This window comes from Pseudomonas sp. CFBP13528 (assembly GCF_005233615.1).
GTDB lineage: Bacteria > Pseudomonadota > Gammaproteobacteria > Pseudomonadales > Pseudomonadaceae > Aquipseudomonas > Aquipseudomonas fluorescens_AM.
The window spans coordinates 36,664-56,088 of record NZ_QGAJ01000010.1; the positions used below are offsets into that span (position 1 = coordinate 36,664).

Sequence of the window (19,425 nt, forward strand, 5' to 3'; positions counted from 1 at the left end):
ATACTTCGCATCGAAAGGAATCCAGCATGTCGGAACACGGCCGCCCAACTCGCGCCCACCCTGATTTATCCCAGGCCACACCGCGTACTTTCCCGTTTACCTTGAACCGCACGTTCTGCGCCGTGCAGATGGCCTTGCTGCTCGGGTTGAGCGGCGGCTCGCTGGCAGCGTCGGCGGCGCCTGAACCGGAGCCGGCCACCGAGGTCCGGCCCGAAGCGGAAAAGAACCGCCTGGTGCTGTCGGAAACCACCATCGAGGGCGAGCGGCTCGCCACCGACGACTTGCCACCTGCGTACGCGGGTGGGCAGGTCGCCACGGGCGGTCGTATCGGGCTGCTGGGCAACAAGGACTTCATGGAAACGCCGTTCAACGCCATCAGCTACACCGATGAATTCGTGCGCAACCACCAGGCCAAGGACATCGGCTCGGTGATTGGTGCCACTGACCCGTCGGTCAACGTGCCGTCCAAGCGGTCCATCCTCGAAACCTTCTTCATCCGCGGCTTCAACACCAGCGCCAACGACGTCACCTTCAACGGCCTGGCCGGCATGGCGCCGAACCTGCGCGGCTCGACCGAACTGGCCGAGCGCATCGAAGTGCTCAAGGGCCCGTCTGCGCTGCTCAACGGCATGCCGCCCGATGGCAGCGTCGCCGGCAGCATCAACATGGTGCCCAAGCGCGCCGCCGACGAACCGCTGACACGGATCACCACCAGTTACGAATCCAAGGGGCTGTATGGCGCCCACGCTGACGTGGGTCGACGCTTTGGCGAGCAGAACCAGTTCGGTATCCGCTACAACGGCGTATACCGCGATGGCGACACCAGCGTGGACGACCAGCAGCAAAAGATGCAACTCAACGCCCTGGGCCTGGACTGGCGCACTGAGCGAGTACGCCTGTCCCTGGACGCTTACAAGCAGCGTGAGCGCCTGGATGGCGCCACCTATTTCGGCATCGGCATCTCGCCGGCGGTCAATAAAGTGCCCAGCCCGAGGAAGGGCAACCACTCCCTGGCACCGGACTGGGCCTACACCATCAACGACACCGAAACCGTGCTGATCCGTGGCGAGGTCGACCTCAATGACTCGCTCACCGCCTTTGCCGCCTATGGCCAGCGCGACGGTGGCCGCAATGCCTTGATGACCCGTGACACGCTGATCAACAACACCGGGGACATCAACGTGCTGGCTTATCGCTCGGACGGGCAGGGCACGCAGAAGTCCGGTGAAGCCGGCTTCAAGGGCATGTTCGACACCGGCCCGGTAGGCCACGCCTGGTCGTTGGCAGCCACCCAGTACAAAACGCAGATGAGCTACAAAGACTTGATGATCCCCAACTATGTGGTCACCAACTACGACAACCTCGACTTCGGCCCAACACCGCCTCTGGGCAAATACGGCGCCGTTACCTCCCGCAGCGAAGCCAAGCTGAGAAGCTTTGCGTTCCTCGACACCCTGTCGTTCCTCGATGGCCGCGTGCAATGGACCGTGGGCTGGCGCAACCAGACCGTGGAAAGCGCCGGCCTGACGCCGGCCCGCGTCAAGACGTCCCGCTACAGCGACAGCAAGGTGTCGCCCGCGACGGCGTTGCTGGTCAAGGTCACCGACGAAGTTTCGCTCTATGCCAACTACATCGAAGGGCTGTCCCAAGGGGGCACGGCACCCACCAGCGCCGCCAACTCGGGGGAAATCCTCAGCCCTTACCAGACCAAGCAATATGAGGCCGGCGCCAAGTTCGACCTGGGCACCTTCGCCACCACCCTGGCCGTGTTTCAGATTGAAAAACCCAGCGCCTACACCGACCCTGTCACCACTATCTACGCCACCAACGGCGAGCAGCGTAACCGTGGCGTGGAATGGAGTTTCTTCGGTGAAGCACAACCCGGCCTGCGCCTGATGGGCGGCGCGTCCTATACCCAGGCTGAGCTGACCAAGGCGTTGGTCAAATCCAACGAAGGCAACCAAGTGACCGGCGTACCGAAGATCATCGCCAAACTGGGCGCCGAATACGACCTGGAAAGGGTGCCGGGCCTGACCCTGACCGCCAACACCAACTACGTTGGCCGCCGCTACGTCACCGACGACCATCGTATGGAACTGCCGTCCTACACCGTATTTGACGTGGGCGGCCGCTACACCACCAAGGTCATGTCCAAGCCCGTGACCTTGCGCGCCAATGTCGAGAACGTGGCCAACCGCGCCTACTGGATCGGTTCGTACAGCGGCGGCGACGGCAGCGGATTGTCCGGTGGCCTGGGTACGCCGCGTACGCTGCAACTGTCGGCGTCGGTGGACTTCTAACCTTCAAGCCGAGCGTGGAGGCGTCCAGGGATGCCGCCATGCTCGGTTGTTTCTACGCTTGCGCCAATGTGCCGTTGGCTAACGCGGCGTGCGCGCTGAAATTCGGGGGCAGGGCGATGTCAGATGTTCATAAGAAGCTCATAAGCCTGAAATTACTGGCTATCTACTCTAGAAATTAACGTGCCTGTTTATCGATCTCATGGTTTGCCGTTACGTAAAGGGCGCCGTTCGCTCTGGGTAGAGACCTCGTAGACCTCAAATAACTGTGCGGAGCCCGTTGAGAGCGTGGACGTCAGAAGCGGGTTTTTCGAATCAGTGGTTTGAAACGCTCATGAACCTATCTGACATAGCACATGATTGAACAAGTGGGCGATGTCAAATGTTCATGAATCGCTCATCGGGAGAACGCCCCTGGCTTAATGCTCCAGAAATGAATGCGGCTGTTCATCGATTGATGTTCATAGACCTAGTTTTCTGCTCCCTCCTTAGCCTCGTCGCCCCGACCTCTGAACTGCCGCGAAATACATCCAGCGTTTGCCGACCTTGATGTACGTAACATCGCCACACCACACCTGGTGATCGCCGTGACATCAAACTTGCGCTTGAGCAGATTATGACTACCTCGTTGATATGCTCGGCCACCCAGAGGTGCTCCCTGCGGGCTAACGAGCTCTAGCGGCTCTTCGAGCTAATCGTATGAATGCCCGTTTCAAACATCCGCTATGCCTTCTGGATGCCTCAAAGGCGGCGGGCGGCTTTGGTAGCTTTGGCGTGACCTGAAGATCGTGTAGCGACTGCAGGTCAGTATCAAGACAATCGATCTCTATCGCGTTCGGGTGATGACGCGCATGAAAGCTGAAAGCTGGCCGGCTCTGGTAGGGGATGGCCATTGCTGCTGCCAGGTTGCTCACCGAGCCCGGGCAGCACATTCGAAGTGCCTTAAAAATGCCAGAGAGCATAAAGTTAGAGGCTAGGTGCGCCTAGTCGACGTGGCCATGACGCCGACTCACTCGCACGGTGGCATCGCTTCTGCAATCCTGCCGGAGCTCAATCTTCCTCATGGATCTGGAGTAGGTATGCGAAGGGATCAGATCACAGATGAGCTGACTCAGCTCGCTTTCGAGTTCTTTTATGGCTTTTCTCGGTTCGAGTTTTGTTTGAAAGAAAACGGTTTTCTGGGAAATGACAAGCCTGGTAACGCCGCTGAGCCAGGATGGAATGCATTTGTAGAGCGGTATTCAGGAACCTATACGCTGTCCCCTGAGGCCGGAGATCTGCTCGCGGCTCCTCCCAGCAAACAGGTTGTTGGAGAGAGTCGGGCTTTAGAGTGGCGCGGTCTCAGATTCGGTGAGGGAGAATCGGATTTGGCAAAAGTGGTTCGCGTAGTTAAGACCGTTCGCAACAATCTTTTTCACGGCGGAAAGCATGGTGACGCGGGATGGGACAATCCAGAGCGCACGCGGGCGCTTATCACGAACAGTCAGGCCGTACTGGGCACTTTAGTCGAGCTTGGAGATTTTCAAGAGGACTATGAGCGCCGGTACTGAGATTTGGACACCTTCAGGGTAAGCGTCCGGCGAACTCGCCTTCCGAACTCCAGCATTAAGGGCGATGGTGTCCGCGTATTTTTAAGCGGACGCGATCACCCTTACCGCCAGGATTTTCATGCGCCAACGAAGCTCTTACCCCAATCCGTTCAAGGCCCAGGTCGTTCAGGACTGCCTGCAACCTGGCGCAACCGTGTCCAGTGTCGCCATCAGACACGGCATCAACGCCAACGTCATCCGCAAATGGCTGCCGCTCTATCGAGACCAATCCGCAGCAACCTCACTACCGGCATTTGTCCCGCTGAAGGCTGCACCTAAACGGCCCGCCGAAACGTTAGTGACAATTGAATTGCCCATGGTCGGGCAAGTGATCATGGTGAAATGGCCAGCCTCAGATCCTGAGGGCTGCGCGCAATTTATCCGGGCTGTCGCTCAATGATCCGCATTGATGCCATCTGGCTGGCCACCGAGCCGATGGACATGCGCGCCGGTACCGAAACCGCCTTGGCGCGAGTGATCGCGGTGTTCGGTGCGGCGAAGCCGCACTGCGCTTATCTGTTCGCTAATCGCCGGGCTAATCGGATGAAAGTGCTGGTAAACGATGGTGTCGGCGTCTGGCTTGCCGCGCGTCGACTGAACCAAGGCAAGTTCCACTGGCCCGGCATTCGCCATGGCTGCGAGGTCGATCTCGATAACGACCTACGTAGCGGTAAGCGGGCGGATGCAATCATGAGCCTGATCCAGTCGGCGCGTATGAATGGACATGATCCGTATGCCTATCTCGAGGATGTGCTGACGCGGCTACCGACGCAACGGGCCAGTGAGATAGGGCAACTGCTGCCGCATCAGTGGATGCCGGCCTGACTTACGCAAGGTGAGTTGGGCGGACGCTTACCCTTCAGGCGCGTGAGGACAAACTCCGCTCCATCGTTTTGTAATGTCCAATCTAGCAAGGGGGGTACGGATGTGCTCTTTGTGGCTCGGGATAGGCAGATCTGAGCTATTCGGGGGATCACTACAGCTATGTTAATGTGCCATCATCCGGCTTGTGAGGGTAGGACGTAGGAGGGGAGCCTTTCCTTCTCAAGCTCTGCAGTCAGCACTCGAAGTGGAAGGAAGTGTTCTGTTAAGCCGAGAGTCTGGGGTATTGGTTACTGATTAATGTGATGTGGGATGGATTCTGAAAATGCCGATAAATCAAAAAACAGTCGCTTCCAGTGAGTGCGAATTCTCTGAGTGGGAAATTGATCCTTTAAAAGAAGACAATCTCGTAGAAATCGTTGCCTATTTGTATCTGAGGCAAGAAGAGAATGCTCAACGAGTAATTAGTCAGGTTGCAACGCAAAGGGTTGAGCCCTTTGGTAATGTTGTTGCAAATGTGATAAGGAAACTTGGGGTTCTCAGTCCGACAGACCCTTCAAATACTGCAGATCAGATAAAAAACTCGATAATTCACCGAGATGGACTCTTGTTTCAGCATATATCCTGGGTTGTTACAAGGATTTCAATTCCAAGTGGTGTCATGACTTCGCCGCATGTGCGACAAGCTGACAAGGGGTTTGACGGCTTTGTACTTGAGCTTGATGAAAAAAAAGAAAAAGTCGATAGCATTATCATATCCGAAGATAAGGCCTCGGCTAAACCCAGGAACCTGATCACGTCTAAAGTTTGGCCAGAGTTAAAGCAGATAATTAATGGTGAGCGTGATGACGAAATTTTGGCTGAGCTGGTTGCTTTGCTCAAGGGGGTCGAGGGTGTAAATAAAGAGGGCGCGATAGGGCGAGTAGTGTGGGAGGAGGCGAGACGGTTTAGAGTTTGTATAGCTACTGGGGAAAATATTAGAGATACTGTTTCTGGCAGCTTTGAGAAGCTTATGAATGGTTTTTCAGGCACAGTTAGCGGAGCGATGAGTTCACGCACGGGTGGGGTTCTGGCATTTAAAAATGTTCGCGATGGTTTAGATAAGTTTGCTCTCGCAGTCATCGAAAAAGTGAAGGAGATTTATCGTGTTTGACTCCAGTTCTCGTGCGCTCCTGAAAAGTGCTCCAGACCTTCCCGAATTCGACCCGGATACCATCGATACTCTACTGACAGAGGCTCATGTAGAAATTGCGACAGCACGCCTGGCTATTCAGCGGGGTGCTGATTCGGACAGATCGACTCTGACCAAGGTTAGGCGACTGGCTTCAACATTTGAAGCATATGTTGTACTTGATATACAACCTGAGAAAAAGAGAGCTGCCGCATTCGTCGCCGGTGTTGCTCACCAAGTAATCTCGATGGCACGAAATGCGGAGAATAGTAAGCGCACGCTTCTTAGTGCTGAAGCTATTGACTCTACAATCTCAACGACGCTGCTGTTTCTCATTGCGGATCGTTCGGCAGATGCCGCTGAAGCTGCCAGTCGTCTCACGGTAGTTAATGCTACTTCGTCAATGCGAAGCGCGTTAATATTATCTATTAAAGATCTGGCTATGGGGCGGCTTGACTCTCTTCTGACGAGAGAATATCCCGTAGATGCGATGTACTCAGAGGTAAATGTTGGGCGCGATAGTCGTGAGTTTGCTGCAGATCTGCTTTTTCATGAATGTGCCACAGCTATCAAAGGTCTTGCAGCTGAGGCGCATGGCGCTGATTACGAATTTGACGTAAGGGATGCTCTAGACAAAGTATTGGATTTATCAAGGGCGACTACTGAAAATTTACCTGGCCTATCAGGTATGGTTAATTATCAATATGCTGGCCCGCATCATTTGGCTAGCCTTTTACTTGCTATGATCGAAGGCGTCAGATCATCGATGCTTGCCCGCCTGGCGACTCCGGAAGGGGCCAATGTTGGAGAATGGGATAAATGGACAATCAGCCAGTCTAAATTGCGACCGTTTTTATGGGTAAACCATCAAAAGGCAATCCAGAGCGGCTATTTGAACCGTGGAAATTCCATGGTGATGACATCGCCGACTGGCTCAGGTAAGACCACGCTTTCCATGCTGAAAATTGCAGCGGTTCGTTGTTCTGGGAGGTCAGTTGTTTATCTGGCACCGACGCATGCATTAGTAGATCAAGTCGAGAACGACTTCGCCCACCATTTAGCGGATATTGAGGCAGTGAGCGTTGAAGACAAGGCACTCGAAGAGCTTGGTGATGCGCTTCCCCCATTCGCAGTTATGACGCCTGAGCGATTGCTAGCTCTCTTAGGTTTCGCTCCGGAACTATTTGGAAACGTCGGGCTTATCGTGTTTGATGAGTTTCACCTCATCGGTATGGATATAGATCCCAAGAGTGTTAAGGTGGGTTCGAGGTCAGTTGACGCTATGCTGTCACTCCTCGGGTTTACTCGCCTATGTCCAACTGCTGATCTATTACTCATGTCTGCAATGGTCAAAAATGCCAATGAGATTGCTAGTTGGCTTAGCCATGTTTTAGGCCGAGGAGTGCATGTCTTTGACGATCCATGGAAGCCAACCCGTCAGTTAAGGACATGCGTCGTATATGACGAGAAAGCACTTGATGCAGCCGTCGAGGTCGCTGCTCAAGGGGAAACAAAAAAAGAGCGCAGTCGAGTGTCCTCCGAACCTCTTGGCCTTTTTTCATTAGTCGCAGGCTGGCACCCGACGCAAACAGAAACATTTGCGATTAGAAGGCTTAGTGATGCCAATCCATTTTTAAATATTAATGATAAAGGTTATCTGACGGCTAATCGCAATGAGTTGGCTGCCACGCTTGCCGCAGATTTTGCACATCTAGGCAAGAGGGTAGTGGTTTTTTGTAGCGACGTGAGGGTGTGTAGTTCGGTTGCTGATAGCGTCAACAAGCTATTGCCCCCGCCTTCTATAGTTCTTGATGAGAATCAAAGGCTAATCCGTGAAACAATCATTGAAGATGTTGGTGATGTTTCTGCTATTTTCGAGGTAGACTCCAGGCGTGCAGGTGTCCACCATAGCGACCTTCTTCCATTGGAAAGACGGTTGGTTGAGGCAGCTTTTCGTAGTAAAAGAGGAAAGCAAGAGTTGGGGCTTGATGTTCTGGCTGCTACCTCCACTATCGCCCAAGGATTGAATCTACCTTGTGATGTCGTAATTTTGGCAGGAACAGATCGTAGCGCCGCTGACGACCCAACTGGAAATCCTCGAACTGACTTGCGCCCGCATGAGATTTTGAACGCTCTCGGTAGAGCTGGCCGAGCCGCATACGCTGCTACTGGGCTTTCTGTGGTCATCCCCGCAAAGCCCATTATTATTGAGCTAGACGAAGCTATCACTTCAAACAATGAAGATCTGTATACGACATTTGCTCAGCAAGATGCATGCGAAATAATATACGATCCTATTGACTACCTGCTTGACCGAATTGAGGTTTCTTCTGCGAATGATCTGAGAGTGCAGGCTTTGATTCGAAGGCTGAATGCAGTCACTCCCGAGGGTAGCAGTGGTCTCGATGGAATTGTCAGGCGCTCACTCGGGTATTTCCAGCGGAGCTCTCGAGACGCCAGCAGTGCGGAAACTTGGCTCGAAGGCCGACGAGTTGTTTTGAAAGCTGCAGAACAGGAGTTAGATGATCCGGAAGCTGACGACTGGCAGAAGGAACTAGCCATTCGCAATGGAGTTAACCCGCGTATTATTTCCAGCTTTGCTGATGCCCTAATAAAGTTGCCGGCTGAACTACGGTCAACCTCGGATTGGGTTGGGTGGGCGCTTGACATAATTTCGAAAAATCCTACAGATCTGAATGGTTTCTTGCGCGAAAGTGCTCTTGAGTCTGTGTTTGCCAGGGCTCATAGACCCGGTAATGATGCGGCAATAAAAGTCCTCTCTGCGCTGAAAAAGCTAGTGGAGATGTGGTGCTCAGGACTGAATGTAGTGAACATTGAGACGTGGCTTCTCGCGTTCATTCGAGAAAATGAGGGTGAAGTATCTAGGCAGGCGACTAAGTCGAAAACTGCGCATCACGCAAGGCGATTCATTGTCAGGTTAACACCTGATATTGGCTTTCTCTGTGGGGTAATTGGTCAGGTTGCTGCCCATGTGTTCGCGGAGATTGAAAACTCTCCACTAGACTTCATCGAGTTGCTACCACAGATGATACGCGCTGGTGATTACAATCGGCACCAATTTGTGTTGCGTCAAAATATGGCTGGTAGCTCGAGAGTAGCTATTCATGAAGCATATCTTCGCCTCCAGGCAAGCTTTGACCTGAATCCGAACTCAAGCATAGATGCGGTGCGATCTGAGGTGAGAGATGCCTTATTTTTAGACTTGCTAAGGGGTTTTGACAGTTGACGCAGGATATTAACTTGCTAGGGCTGGTTGGCTATTAGGTATGCGGAATTAATTACGCGTCGCAAAAATATTATTGCGACGCCATTTTACACACTCCAAGGTAGCGCGGAGACTCCACAAAATCTAACATCCCAAGGCACGGCGATTGGGTTTCTCGGGATTCTGTACAGAGCCTAAACTCTGTTATTATTTTATGACGCAATTGAACTGTCGGCGGCATTGTCTTTTCAGTTGAAAAATGACGGCGCTTGGTACAATTTCTAGTCGGGCTGCTTTTTAATCACTACAGATAGGACTTGTTATGCTAATGCCTCCCGAGGGATATGAACTTCTTCTCAAGTATGAATTAGATAAGAGGATAATGCTGGGGCAGCGCGGAGAGTGTAGGTATTGCAGAAAGAAAGTTGGCGAAGTGAGCTTTAGAAAAACCGCACACTCTTTGCCCGAGCTAATTGGCAATAAATTTTTGTTTTCTAATGATGAGTGCGATGAATGCAATAGTTATTTTGATAAAACCCTGGAAAATAATCTTGCAAATTTCCTGGGGATTGCTAGGACTACAACAAAGGTTCAGGGGAAGAAAGGGGTTCCGAAAGTAAAAACAGTAAGCAATGAACGTGTAGAGATGCATGGGAATGATATGATGATTATTGAGGCTTACGACTCAGATATGGTGAGGCTCAGCGAAGACAAGACGGATCTCCTCATAACCACCACGACAAATTCGTATATTCCACTGCAAGTGTACAAGTGCTTCATGAAAATGGCTCTAGCAATACTCCCCGCGTCGGAGATTAAGAGCTACAAGCAATGCTTTGAATGGGTTCGCCACAATAAAAGGCCGGCAAGATTTAATGTCGATTTATTTAAGGTCGTCAGGGCCTTTATTCCGGGGCCGATGCCCTACACCAATGCCTGGATCTCCCTCTTCAAAAGAAAAGGATCATCAAAAAAAGACCCACATCTTAGCTGCGCTGTCGGGTTCAATAATTTTGTTTTCTATTTCTCTGTTCCATTTTGCTCAAAAGACAAATTCCTTGACTATAAGAAAATGAATCAACTCTCTATACCGCATGCGTTTGGTTTGGCCAGGCAACGTGGACGATCAGTCGCCGAAGAGGTCGATCTTTCATCCTCCATTGCTATTAGGGTGAAGGATCAATCCTCTATGAGAAGCGATGGAGCTTGGATTGAGGTTAAAGCAGAGGATTTGCCGGACAGTTTAAAAGAACGAATAAAAGAACTAAAATTTATTTTGCCGGGTGAAGATAACAGCCCTTCAGATCCAAGATAAATGCTTTCTAGTCAGTGCCGAATGTAGTGGTCAACTCATCCCGGACACGGTTTTGAGTTTTTCTTCAGCTTTCGCCGGAGCCAGTCCATCGTTGAACTGATGGGATCGGATCCAGTTGTAGTGGCCCATCAGGTACTGGCTAATGTCTCGTTGAGCTTGCTGCCCGGTCAGGTAGCCCGTGGTCGGTATCTTCTCTGATATCAAGCTGCGAAATACTCGCTCCATCGGCGCACTATCCCAGCAGTTGCCTCGGCGGCTCATGCTCTGGCGCATGCGGTAGCGCCACAGTCTCTGGCGGAACTGACGACTGCCATATTGCGATCCCTGGTCGGAGTGAAACAGTAGCCCTTGAGGCTTTCCGCGTTGTTCGTAAGCCACGTCCAGCTCTTTAACCACCAGGTCTGCGTTCGGCTTTTCTGATAACGCCCAGCCCACCACTCCGCGTGCATAGTGAATCGCCCCGGGTTTCGTTGACACCTCTTTGCCTTAAACTGAGGCCGTTTAGGAGGTGCCATGAGCAACCCGCGTTACCCCGAGGAATTCAAAATCCAAGCGGTCAATCAAGTGACCGGAAGAAGCTGCCTGTCGCTGATGTAGTGGCTCGTCTCGGCGTGTCGACGCATAGCCTCTATGCCTGGATAAAGCGCTACATCAAACCTCACGAAGAACGGCAGCAGGACGATGATCAGTACGCTGAACTGCGTCGCCTGCGAGTGGAACTCAAACGCGTCACTGAAGAGCGAGACATCTTAAATAGACCGCAGCGTACTTTGCCAAGGAGTGCGGCTGAAGTACGCCTTTGCTGCGCTCCCGAGTTCTTTCTGAAGCCGTCGCTATGATGCGAGTTGATGCAAAAGTGGAAAAAAAATTTTACTTCTGCCCCAAGGCCGAGGACTTCGGAAAACCATCGAGGACTTTGCCGATCTAGTCTAACTGGATATCAGGGTGGCCGTGTTCGACCCGGTGCTTTTCGTCTTTCTGAGTCGTCACCGCAACCACCCAATTTCGCGAGATCACGTGAAGCCCATTGCTCACCGCAAAGGCACTTGGGGAGAGCATGATGGCCAGCTAAATTTCAGGTTCATACTTGAAGCCTACGGCTTCCCAATCCCGCCAGTCAGGATTCGCGCTGTCAACCCATCGAACGTCTATGGCGGTCGGGTTGCTCAATGCTCCACTCCCTCCCTGATACCAGGCTCCGGTTACTTTCCCATTTGCTTCGACGGCCAAGGGCATAAAGTTTGAATGAAATGAAGGAGGGCGTGATTGTTTCCATCTAGGAACCAACAGATTTCTGACCCGCTCGTGCTCTTGGCGTTGGAGTTCATGGAGCACAGGGACCAGCTCGCTGAAGCCACATCGTACTGAGATCTCTGAGAACTTCTTGAAACCCACCGATTTCTGGGGCGCCTCCACATTGATGTCCAATGTTCTGCCGCTGCACAAGTAGAATTCAGCCTCGGAAAGGTTCAGGTGCGTCACGCTCACTTCAGGATCTTTTTCAACAACCGCGAGGATGTAGTATTGGGCGGGAAAGACTTTTTCGACCTTGTTCTTGTCTTTAGCCATATTCCATCTACACGTTTTATTGAGCCTCCAGTTTTCGCGATTGCTCGTACTTTTAATTTCAATCGTCACACCCCATGTCAGCTGCAAGTCAAAGACATCACCATGGGGTTGGTTGCTGTAAAAAGGTGCCAAGCTTTTAGCCAGCTGTCCTGGAAGCGGAACTTGGTGCGTCAAGTCCAGCACCCGGCCCAACACTATGTCGTCGACGTGATCTATCAGGTGTCGAGCCAGAATGAATTCGATCATGACACCGCGAATGACGGGAGTCGTGATGTTCGAAAATGCCCAATCCCAAAACTCCCCGACATCATAAGCGAGACGTTGATTGTCAAAAGAAAATTTCAGGTCTCTCGTTACTTTGGGGGACATGGTACACCGGTATTTGGAAGGGGCCGCATTGTAGCCATGGGTACTTGGCCAATCCAATCTGCGCGGAATTTTTAAACTGCTGGGAGTCGGCCAGCAATCTCCAGTGCGGTGTATTTCCGTGAATGCAATGTCGGAGCTGCAATTAAAGGACATTCGGGTGATCGGCCTGGAACACTTACTGTACCGGCTCCTGCCGCAGATCGAGAATGCAGCCCCCGCGCGGTAAGAGTAGTGGAGTCATCTGGGCATACCGTATGATGGCGACACCTTTGTCGCTCGGTGCCGCTTCGCAATGTCAATCGCTCCGCTTGATAGGCTCATATCTATATCATCAGGCCCTGACGAGTACAAAGACGCCCAGCGCCTAAGTGATCTGGCCGAGGCCCCCTATGTTGTTTTGTTGGGCGCGCCTGGCATGGGCAAGACTGTGGCGTTCGAGCATTTTGCGGAGCGAGCGGATGCGTCGTGCATTTCTGCCTTTTGGTTTCGCCGCAAAGATCTTTCCGATGTCACGACGGTGTTTATCGATGCTCTCGATGAAGTCCCCATGCAGAACGCCATTGAGATTGCAAAGTGCTTAGAAGAGCTACCGTCGATGCGATGGCGAGTGAGTTGTCGAGCGGAGGACTGGAACGAGGGTGGAAAGCTCAGCAAAGCGTTCGGTCAGGGGCTGGCAGCCCTTGACGAGGCCCCCGTCGTGGCTCAGTTGCAACCTCTCAGTGAGGAGGAAGCAGTCGCAGTGCTCACAGCGTTTGGCTGCTCAGAGCCCATCACGCTCCTCTCTACGCTGCAGACGCTGCGATCGACGCCCTTCGTGCTATCCCCGCTGGGGCTGAAGTTTCTCATGAGCGTAAAGCCCGAACGGTTGCCGTCGCTCACCCGTTTCGAACTGTACGAGTCCGGTGCACGCCATTTCGCTACCGAGCACAACCCCTCCAAGTCAGAAGACCGGCAACACGGCGAACCTGCGCCCGACGTCGTCCTAGACCATGCCGGGCGCGTCTTTCTGACTCTGCTCCTGACCGGAAAGCATGGCTTGCAGCGATCTGCTCCTGTCGCAGATACCATGCTGTCGGTGCATGACGCGGGGCTTGACCCGATCGCTCGCGAGACCGTCCTGGACACCGCGCTGTTCATGAAGAAGGGCGAAGACTTCCTGCCCTTTCATCGCAGCATCCAAGAGTTTCTGGCCGCCCGCTACCTGGCTCGCTTGGTGACAGGCGCCCTCGGGATCGCAAGACTACATATCGAACGCGCGGTTGCACTGTTGGTGTCGGTCGATGGGCTACCATCCGAAGGTCTGAAGGCGCTGTATGCCTGGTTCACCTGTCATCTGGTCAACGAGGGCGCGATACACCACGCCCAACGGCTGGTCCAGCGCGACCCGGAAACGCTGTTACTGCATGGCGATGCGGCCACACTTCCCGTTGCGTCCCGCGTCACCGTGCTGCAGGAGGTTGGGGCACGCGATCCGTTTTTTCGCTGGACTCCGGAGCAGTGGGGCCCAGCGCGGATCTGTTCCGTGGGACTTGTTACCCCGGACCTTGCGCCGCTGGTGATTGAGCTGCTGCAAACAGAGGCGTCCACGCACCGACTCAGCATGTTGCTGGAGGCGTTGTCGACCGGGCCGGCGCTGGCCTCCACCGCTGACGCCTGCTGGAGCGTCGCGTTACGCCAGAGTGACGTGCAATGGTGCCGAGAGCAGGCTATTGATGCTTGGCTACATAATGCTGTGACCTCAGCGGATGACATTTGGGGGCGGATCGACGAGCTCTGTTCCTCCGGGGAGACGTCGCGTGGTTACTTGCGCAGCATTGCACAACTTTTTTGCGCGATCCCTGCGCAACAGTTGGTGGTCGGCGACGTGGAGCGGGTTCTGGCTAGCCTGCAAAGAGCCAATAATGCACTTCTTCCGCGAGCTGCGCCGGAAGATGGACGCATGGAGAGCATCTACGCGATCAGGGATATCGCCTGTCATGTGGCAGCAGATTTGTGGCGCCCCCTGATTTTGGAACACCGAAGCGCTGGCGGCTACAGGCTGGTATGGGTGCCTTGGAGCACAAATTCGCCTCGGTGCTGTGCATCGCGGCCTTGTCGCACGATGGCGTTACCGCGAAAGAATTCGCGCATATGATGGTCGCTACCGGTGTGATCACTGGGGCCGAGTCAACCTTCAAGAAGGCTGCCGGAGAATGGTTGATCGCTCGATCCGCCTCCGAGGAGGTATTGCACGCGTTGCTTTTGATTGCGGACCAGGAGGTAGCCGATAGTGGGTCGCTTGCCCTCGGACTGCGAGCGCTTGGCTTGAAGCCTAGCGAGACGCTGGTGCGCCTGATGCTGAACTCCGACCCACTGATATCCAGCGTCGGTTCAGCATACGTCGGCAGACAGGTGGGTAACTGGGCACTGGAACGAGGAGAGCCCGTACCGGCCTGGCTGATTCCGGTACTCCACGAGAGCCCGGGTGCTGCCGCTGACGCCGCCCTGCAATACGTACGGCTACACGTTGAAGAAGAATCGGAGCGACAAGCGCACCAACGGGATAGCATCGAGCAGTGGCTAGTCCGTCAAATAGCCGAATGGCAGTTGCAGTTACCCTCCGTGGTCGCAGGTAAGGTCGACGGGGCCTTGTACTGGGGGGCAGAAGTCTATTGCGGTAGTCGCCCGATCACGGGTCGTCACGGAAGCGGGATAGAGGCGCTGCAGGAAGTGTTCGGTGAACCGCTGGCTCAGTCAATCCTTGAGGGGCTCGCCCGTGTGTGGTCGAAGGGCGAGTATGAAGATGAACGCGGGGCTAGCGGAGCCATCACAGCCGCGTCTGCTTCCATTCACCTGGCGGACGGACAGGATTTCTCCGCGGAATCTGCGGGACGAATTCTCAAGGTCCTTTTCGCCACAGTGACGATGCGAGATGCCTATCTCAAGGAACGCTTAGAGAGCTGCTGCATTGATCAACTCATTCGATCGTTCATAGACGATCCTGCTTACTTTTGTCAGCTCGCCCATAAGCGGGACGCCAATTGGAACGCGCTTTTGTACAAGCTGCGAGAGCATCCAGCGCGGTCCGCGTTACATGCATGGGCCGTCCAAGTAGCATTGGAGCAGCCTGATACGCTGAGTGGAAGTCTTCTAGACAGCGTGCTTCGGCTGGCTGAAACGAATGCTGAAGCGCCAGAACTGACGCCGCTATTGACTGATGTCCTGTCCCATTGGTCGAACAAGGGCGACGGTACTGATGCTTTGGTCACGGGTAGCGATCTGCGCTGCGCTGACCGCCTGCGCTGGGCATACTTTGCCGTCTGCCTGCAGTCGGATGTGTTCAGCAATGACTTCGTACATGCCCTTGACGAGGCAGAGGACGCTGTCATTCACCGGGTGATCTTCGACGGATACCCCAACTGTAGCTATTGGCAGACGCCGACGTCCACGCTGGCCGTCAGCCGCCTCCTGTTGCAGTTCCTGTTCCAGCGCACTCCATTGATGCAGGGGCACTTTGAGCGCGTTTGGCCGGACACAGTGAAAGTATTGAAAGCCGTTTCGTTGTCGGATGAGCCAGGCGTCGAGACGATCCTTTTGGATTTGCTCACGGACGCTGAAGGTACACGCTGGGTTGATACCATCAGGCACGAGCTTGAGCTCTACAGGCGAGATGTACGATCGCAAACACAGAAGCTACTCTCCCCGCCAGATCTGGCAAAGGTGCTCAGTGGCAGAGGCCCTATCAATGTGCAGGACCTGAAGGCCTTAGTGCTGTTGATCCTTGAGGAAGTCGCTGCCGAGTTGCAGCCTTCTCCACACAACCTGTGGAGACTTTTCTGGGACAACAACAAGCCCAAAGTCGAGAACGATTGCCGAGACGTGTTGGCCGGCAAGCTTAGGGACAAACTTGGTTTTTTCGGTAGCTTCGAGGTGTCCCCTGAAGCGGCGTCATCCGGCGGAACGCGGGCCGACCTGCTTGTTACACACGGCCCCTTGACGGTGCCGGTCGAAGCGAAACGGACGAGTCATACACATCTCTGGTATGGGCATAGCGGCCAGCTCCAGACCTATACATTGGCGAGCAGTACCGAAGGTCAGGGCATTTATGTGATCTTCTGGTTCGGCAAGGCGCTTAGCGTGACACAGTCTCCGGCAGGCATAAAACCAGAAAACCCTGAAGCGTTGAAGATGGCATTGGAAGGTCTGCTGCCAGCCGAACTGGCTGCCACAACGTCGGTTCTGGTACTGGATGTCTCCAATGCTGCGCAGGCAGCGAAAGTGCGTAAGAATAGAGAATTCGACAAGGCGAAAGCCGCCAAATCACGGGCGCCCAAAAAGCCAAAGAAAACGAAAGATGCGGCAGAACTACCCCACGGAAAGTGAAGGCAAGGTCACCTAAGAGATGCCCACCTACATCGCTGGTATAATGTCTGCATTTGATAAGGTCAGCGGAGGCTGGGAATGGACTGGGGCGCTTTGATCAAGATCGCCGCTTCGATTGGGGTGTCGATCGTAAAGGTTGCCACCGCCAGGCGTGCTATCGACAAACTCAAAAGGCACATTGCCGAATATCGAGAGATAACGGCCCCGCAGCCCGCGCAGCCTAATTTGCAACTCGGGTTTCAATGGGTGGGTGACCTGAGACTAAATATGATACATCCCCCGGAAATCGTTTTTCGTATCGGGAATCGTCAAAACAGAATCCTCTACCTCAACAAAATCCAGTGGAGCGCTCCTGCCTTCCGGTTGCACTGGGATGCCAAAGGCTCGGACGCTTCATGACAAACGATTCAACCGGGTCAAGGGCTTTCATTCAAGTTCGACCCTGAAGACACGCTTGAGCCCATCATCGAAAGCGGTTTCTGGACACGATATACGTCGCAGATACGCTTGATCTGCGGACTGCGGCTGAGCGTGCAACTGCAAAGCGAAGAGAAACTTAGTATTCCTGCTCCCAGGGTCTTGAAGCTTTATCTGGCCTACCTACACCACTTACCAACCTTGGCTCGGAACTACATCAGATTTCAATCATTCCTACGCCACTAGCCAATAAACAGACCCGCGGTGCTGGCGCCGAGTTATCGCGGGCTCGACCAGACGTCCATATCAGACGTTTCAACCTCTGCGGTGGCTCCATTGAAAATCGGCACAAGCTGACACTGAAACTCACCGCTGACGGTCAAGATTTGTGCAAGGATCCTGTCGCCAATGGCTCATCAATCTGGTGTCTCAAATTATGACTGAGTTTTACTCGAACGAATGAGTTGTTCGAAGCTTTGGACATCAGGTCGGGGTAGGACCAGTAGCCAATAGCAACCGAACCATTTAGGATCGTGACGACCCTAACTTAGAGGACGGGTACAGCCATGATGGTGAACCTCAGTGCTTTAGGTTCAAAGTTGTCGCGGTACCTCGTTCAGCACGCGCAGACTGTGGCGGAGGTGAGTGGGGCTACTCGTATCCCTGACCGGCCCTACACTGCTGATACAGGTTCCCAGTGTGATTGCCACATACCCAGCTATCTGTTCAACCCGCTACACATAGAGTCGACGAAGGCTACCTTAAGCAGCGAGACGTTCACGCTGGCTTAAAAAAATTCACTCTGGTTAGAGCAACAGCATGCAAGAAGCTCAGGAACATATTGATATCAGAACAAAACTCGATGAAGTTGATGAAAACTTCAAAGAGAGATTGGCAGTTTTCTTTGACAACAAAGTACACGGCACACCAGATCGAATCAGCAAAGCAGGTTGTATGGAGCTCGCCAAGATGGGGGCTGGCACATGGAATGCCTGGCGAGAAAAGTTCCCATCGGAGCTCTACGGGCACTTTGACTATGTAAACATTGCAGATTTCTCGGACACTGATTTCTGCGGTCTACAGTGGGATTTCGGCGGGGAAATCTATTTCGACGATTTCAAATTCGGGCCGGGTGCAAGTTTTAAAAATGCAAAATTCCCACGCCACACATCTTTTGACCGGGCAATCATTGGAAAATCTTCTGACTTTTCTAATGTCACAATTGATGCCCGCTCGAGTTTTAAGAACACTAAATTCTCAAGGTATACGAACCTAAAATCAATCTATCTTGAGGACTGGATTGATTTTGACTACGCCGAGTTTGAAGGAGACAATGACTTTTCAGGATCTTCATTTGGACACTGCACTCGATTCAACGGGGTAAAATTCGGTCCTGATATCAGCTTTGCCGATTGCACATTCAGACAAGCCGTATGCTTCGAATCTATCCAGGACAATACAAAAGAAGCAGTCGGCTGGACACCTTACGATCCCACCAGCAAGACATTCAATCGGATATCCTTTGAAAGGTGCACATTCAAAGATTCCGTGAGCTTCAAAAATCGGGAGTTTCGAGATACCGCCCTTTTTGACAATGCCACCTTCGAAAAACCGCCAGTTTTCTTTGGCTGCACACTACATCAGGACATGTCGTTCAAGTATGTAACGTTTCCTCCTGCAACGGGAAAGGATTTCCACATCAGAACCTACCGAAACCTGAGGCTTTCCTTCAGCCAGCTACAGGCACCTCAAGAAGAGCAGCATTTCTTCCAGTTGGAAATGGCAGAAATCGCCCATGGTCTCAAAGGAGCAAAACGCTGGCTTTTCTACATCTACGAGAAGCTTTCCAACTACGGTTCGAGCATCTCAAAGCCCTTGCTTGCGTATCTCATATCATTCGTCTTGTTTTCATGCGCATATGCGGCACTATCGTGGGCAACACACTGCCTGCCCGACAGCCAAAAATGCAGCTTCAACATGGCCGGTATCGAATTTTTCTTTCTGCAGGCCATCCCGTTGCCGGGACTTGAGAAAATGGCAGATCCGATCAGATCAGCAATCATTGCCAATAGTGGTCTTATCAGCCTTGTCGCAACAATACTCATAATCCTTCAAAAATCAATTTCCCTGCTGCTTATTTTTCTCGTCGGTCTCGCACTCAGGAATACATTCAGAATCAAGTGATCAATCAGGGAGCCTCTCCTGCGAGGCTCCTTTTTTTACGGGCTGTGTTAGATCTTCATGATGATTGTAGGCTGCTGATAAAATTAATTCTTTAAAGTTCATAA

At 53.0% G+C, this 19,425-nt stretch carries 11 protein-coding genes and 4 pseudogenes; 13 read left to right on the top strand and 2 right to left on the bottom strand.

Annotation, left to right across the window (positions count from 1 at the left end):
- Window positions 1-26: 26 nt before the first annotated feature.
- The 8 genes and pseudogenes from PspCFBP13528_RS18250 (at window position 27) to PspCFBP13528_RS18285 (ending at window position 10,420) form a co-directional block, all read left to right on the top strand.
- The gene (locus tag PspCFBP13528_RS18250; protein ID WP_241669111.1) at window positions 27-2,300 is read left to right on the top strand and encodes a TonB-dependent siderophore receptor; all 2,274 of its coding nucleotides are present in this window, start codon (window positions 27-29) and stop codon (window positions 2,298-2,300) included.
- 995 nt (window positions 2,301-3,295) lie between these two features.
- A complete protein-coding gene (locus PspCFBP13528_RS18260; protein WP_222615122.1) occupies window positions 3,296-3,847 on the top strand; it encodes a hypothetical protein in 552 nt (183 codons plus the stop codon).
- Window positions 3,848-3,965: 118 nt separating this feature from the next.
- Entirely contained in the window at window positions 3,966-4,286 is a 321-nt protein-coding gene (locus PspCFBP13528_RS18265; protein WP_137201118.1) for a transposase, read from the top strand.
- Window positions 4,283-4,528 (top strand): annotated as a pseudogene (gene tnpB, locus PspCFBP13528_RS28075) (IS66 family insertion sequence element accessory protein TnpB); the annotation flags it as partial. The gene PspCFBP13528_RS18265 and the pseudogene tnpB, both read left to right, overlap by 4 nt.
- A gap of 18 nt (window positions 4,529-4,546) precedes the next feature.
- Window positions 4,547-4,711, top strand: a pseudogene (locus tag PspCFBP13528_RS27905) (transposase domain-containing protein); the annotation flags it as partial.
- 322 nt (window positions 4,712-5,033) lie between these two features.
- Window positions 5,034-5,861, top strand: coding sequence for a hypothetical protein (locus PspCFBP13528_RS18275; RefSeq protein WP_137201123.1), 828 nt, complete (start codon window positions 5,034-5,036; stop codon window positions 5,859-5,861).
- Window positions 5,854-9,126 carry a DEAD/DEAH box helicase gene (locus PspCFBP13528_RS18280; protein ID WP_137201124.1) on the top strand — a complete coding sequence of 1,091 codons (3,273 nt, stop codon included), beginning with the start codon at window positions 5,854-5,856 and terminating at the stop codon, window positions 9,124-9,126. The genes PspCFBP13528_RS18275 and PspCFBP13528_RS18280 overlap by 8 nt, the downstream gene beginning before the upstream one ends.
- A gap of 301 nt (window positions 9,127-9,427) precedes the next feature.
- The gene (locus PspCFBP13528_RS18285; protein ID WP_137201126.1) at window positions 9,428-10,420 is read left to right on the top strand and encodes an HNH endonuclease; all 993 of its coding nucleotides are present in this window, start codon (window positions 9,428-9,430) and stop codon (window positions 10,418-10,420) included.
- A gap of 30 nt (window positions 10,421-10,450) precedes the next feature.
- Here PspCFBP13528_RS18285 and PspCFBP13528_RS18290 read toward each other — a convergent pair.
- Window positions 10,451-10,858, bottom strand: a pseudogene (locus PspCFBP13528_RS18290) (DDE-type integrase/transposase/recombinase); the annotation flags it as partial.
- Window positions 10,859-10,933: 75 nt separating this feature from the next.
- Between PspCFBP13528_RS18290 and PspCFBP13528_RS18295 the strand changes: the two are divergent.
- Window positions 10,934-11,221, top strand: a pseudogene (locus PspCFBP13528_RS18295) (transposase); the annotation flags it as partial.
- 267 nt (window positions 11,222-11,488) lie between these two features.
- Here PspCFBP13528_RS18295 and PspCFBP13528_RS18300 read toward each other — a convergent pair.
- Window positions 11,489-12,358: a hypothetical protein gene (locus PspCFBP13528_RS18300; protein ID WP_137201128.1), complete on the bottom strand. Its 870-nt coding sequence runs from the start codon at window positions 12,356-12,358 to the stop codon at window positions 11,489-11,491.
- 415 nt (window positions 12,359-12,773) lie between these two features.
- On the opposite strand from PspCFBP13528_RS18300, the gene PspCFBP13528_RS18305 reads away from it, so the two are divergent.
- The 4 genes from PspCFBP13528_RS18305 (at window position 12,774) to PspCFBP13528_RS18320 (ending at window position 19,321) form a co-directional block, all read left to right on the top strand.
- Window positions 12,774-14,492 carry a hypothetical protein gene (locus PspCFBP13528_RS18305; protein WP_137201130.1) on the top strand — a complete coding sequence of 573 codons (1,719 nt, stop codon included), beginning with the start codon at window positions 12,774-12,776 and terminating at the stop codon, window positions 14,490-14,492.
- The gene (locus tag PspCFBP13528_RS18310) at window positions 14,411-16,720 is read left to right on the top strand and encodes a hypothetical protein (RefSeq protein WP_137201132.1); all 2,310 of its coding nucleotides are present in this window, start codon (window positions 14,411-14,413) and stop codon (window positions 16,718-16,720) included. Before PspCFBP13528_RS18305 ends, PspCFBP13528_RS18310 begins: the two co-directional genes overlap by 82 nt.
- Window positions 16,721-16,813: 93 nt before the next feature.
- Window positions 16,814-17,119, top strand: coding sequence for a hypothetical protein (locus PspCFBP13528_RS18315; protein WP_153000258.1), 306 nt, complete (start codon window positions 16,814-16,816; stop codon window positions 17,117-17,119).
- An 837-nt stretch (window positions 17,120-17,956) separates the two neighbouring features.
- Window positions 17,957-19,321: a pentapeptide repeat-containing protein gene (locus PspCFBP13528_RS18320; RefSeq protein ID WP_137201134.1), complete on the top strand. Its 1,365-nt coding sequence runs from the start codon at window positions 17,957-17,959 to the stop codon at window positions 19,319-19,321.
- The last annotated feature ends 104 nt before the right edge of the window (window positions 19,322-19,425 follow it).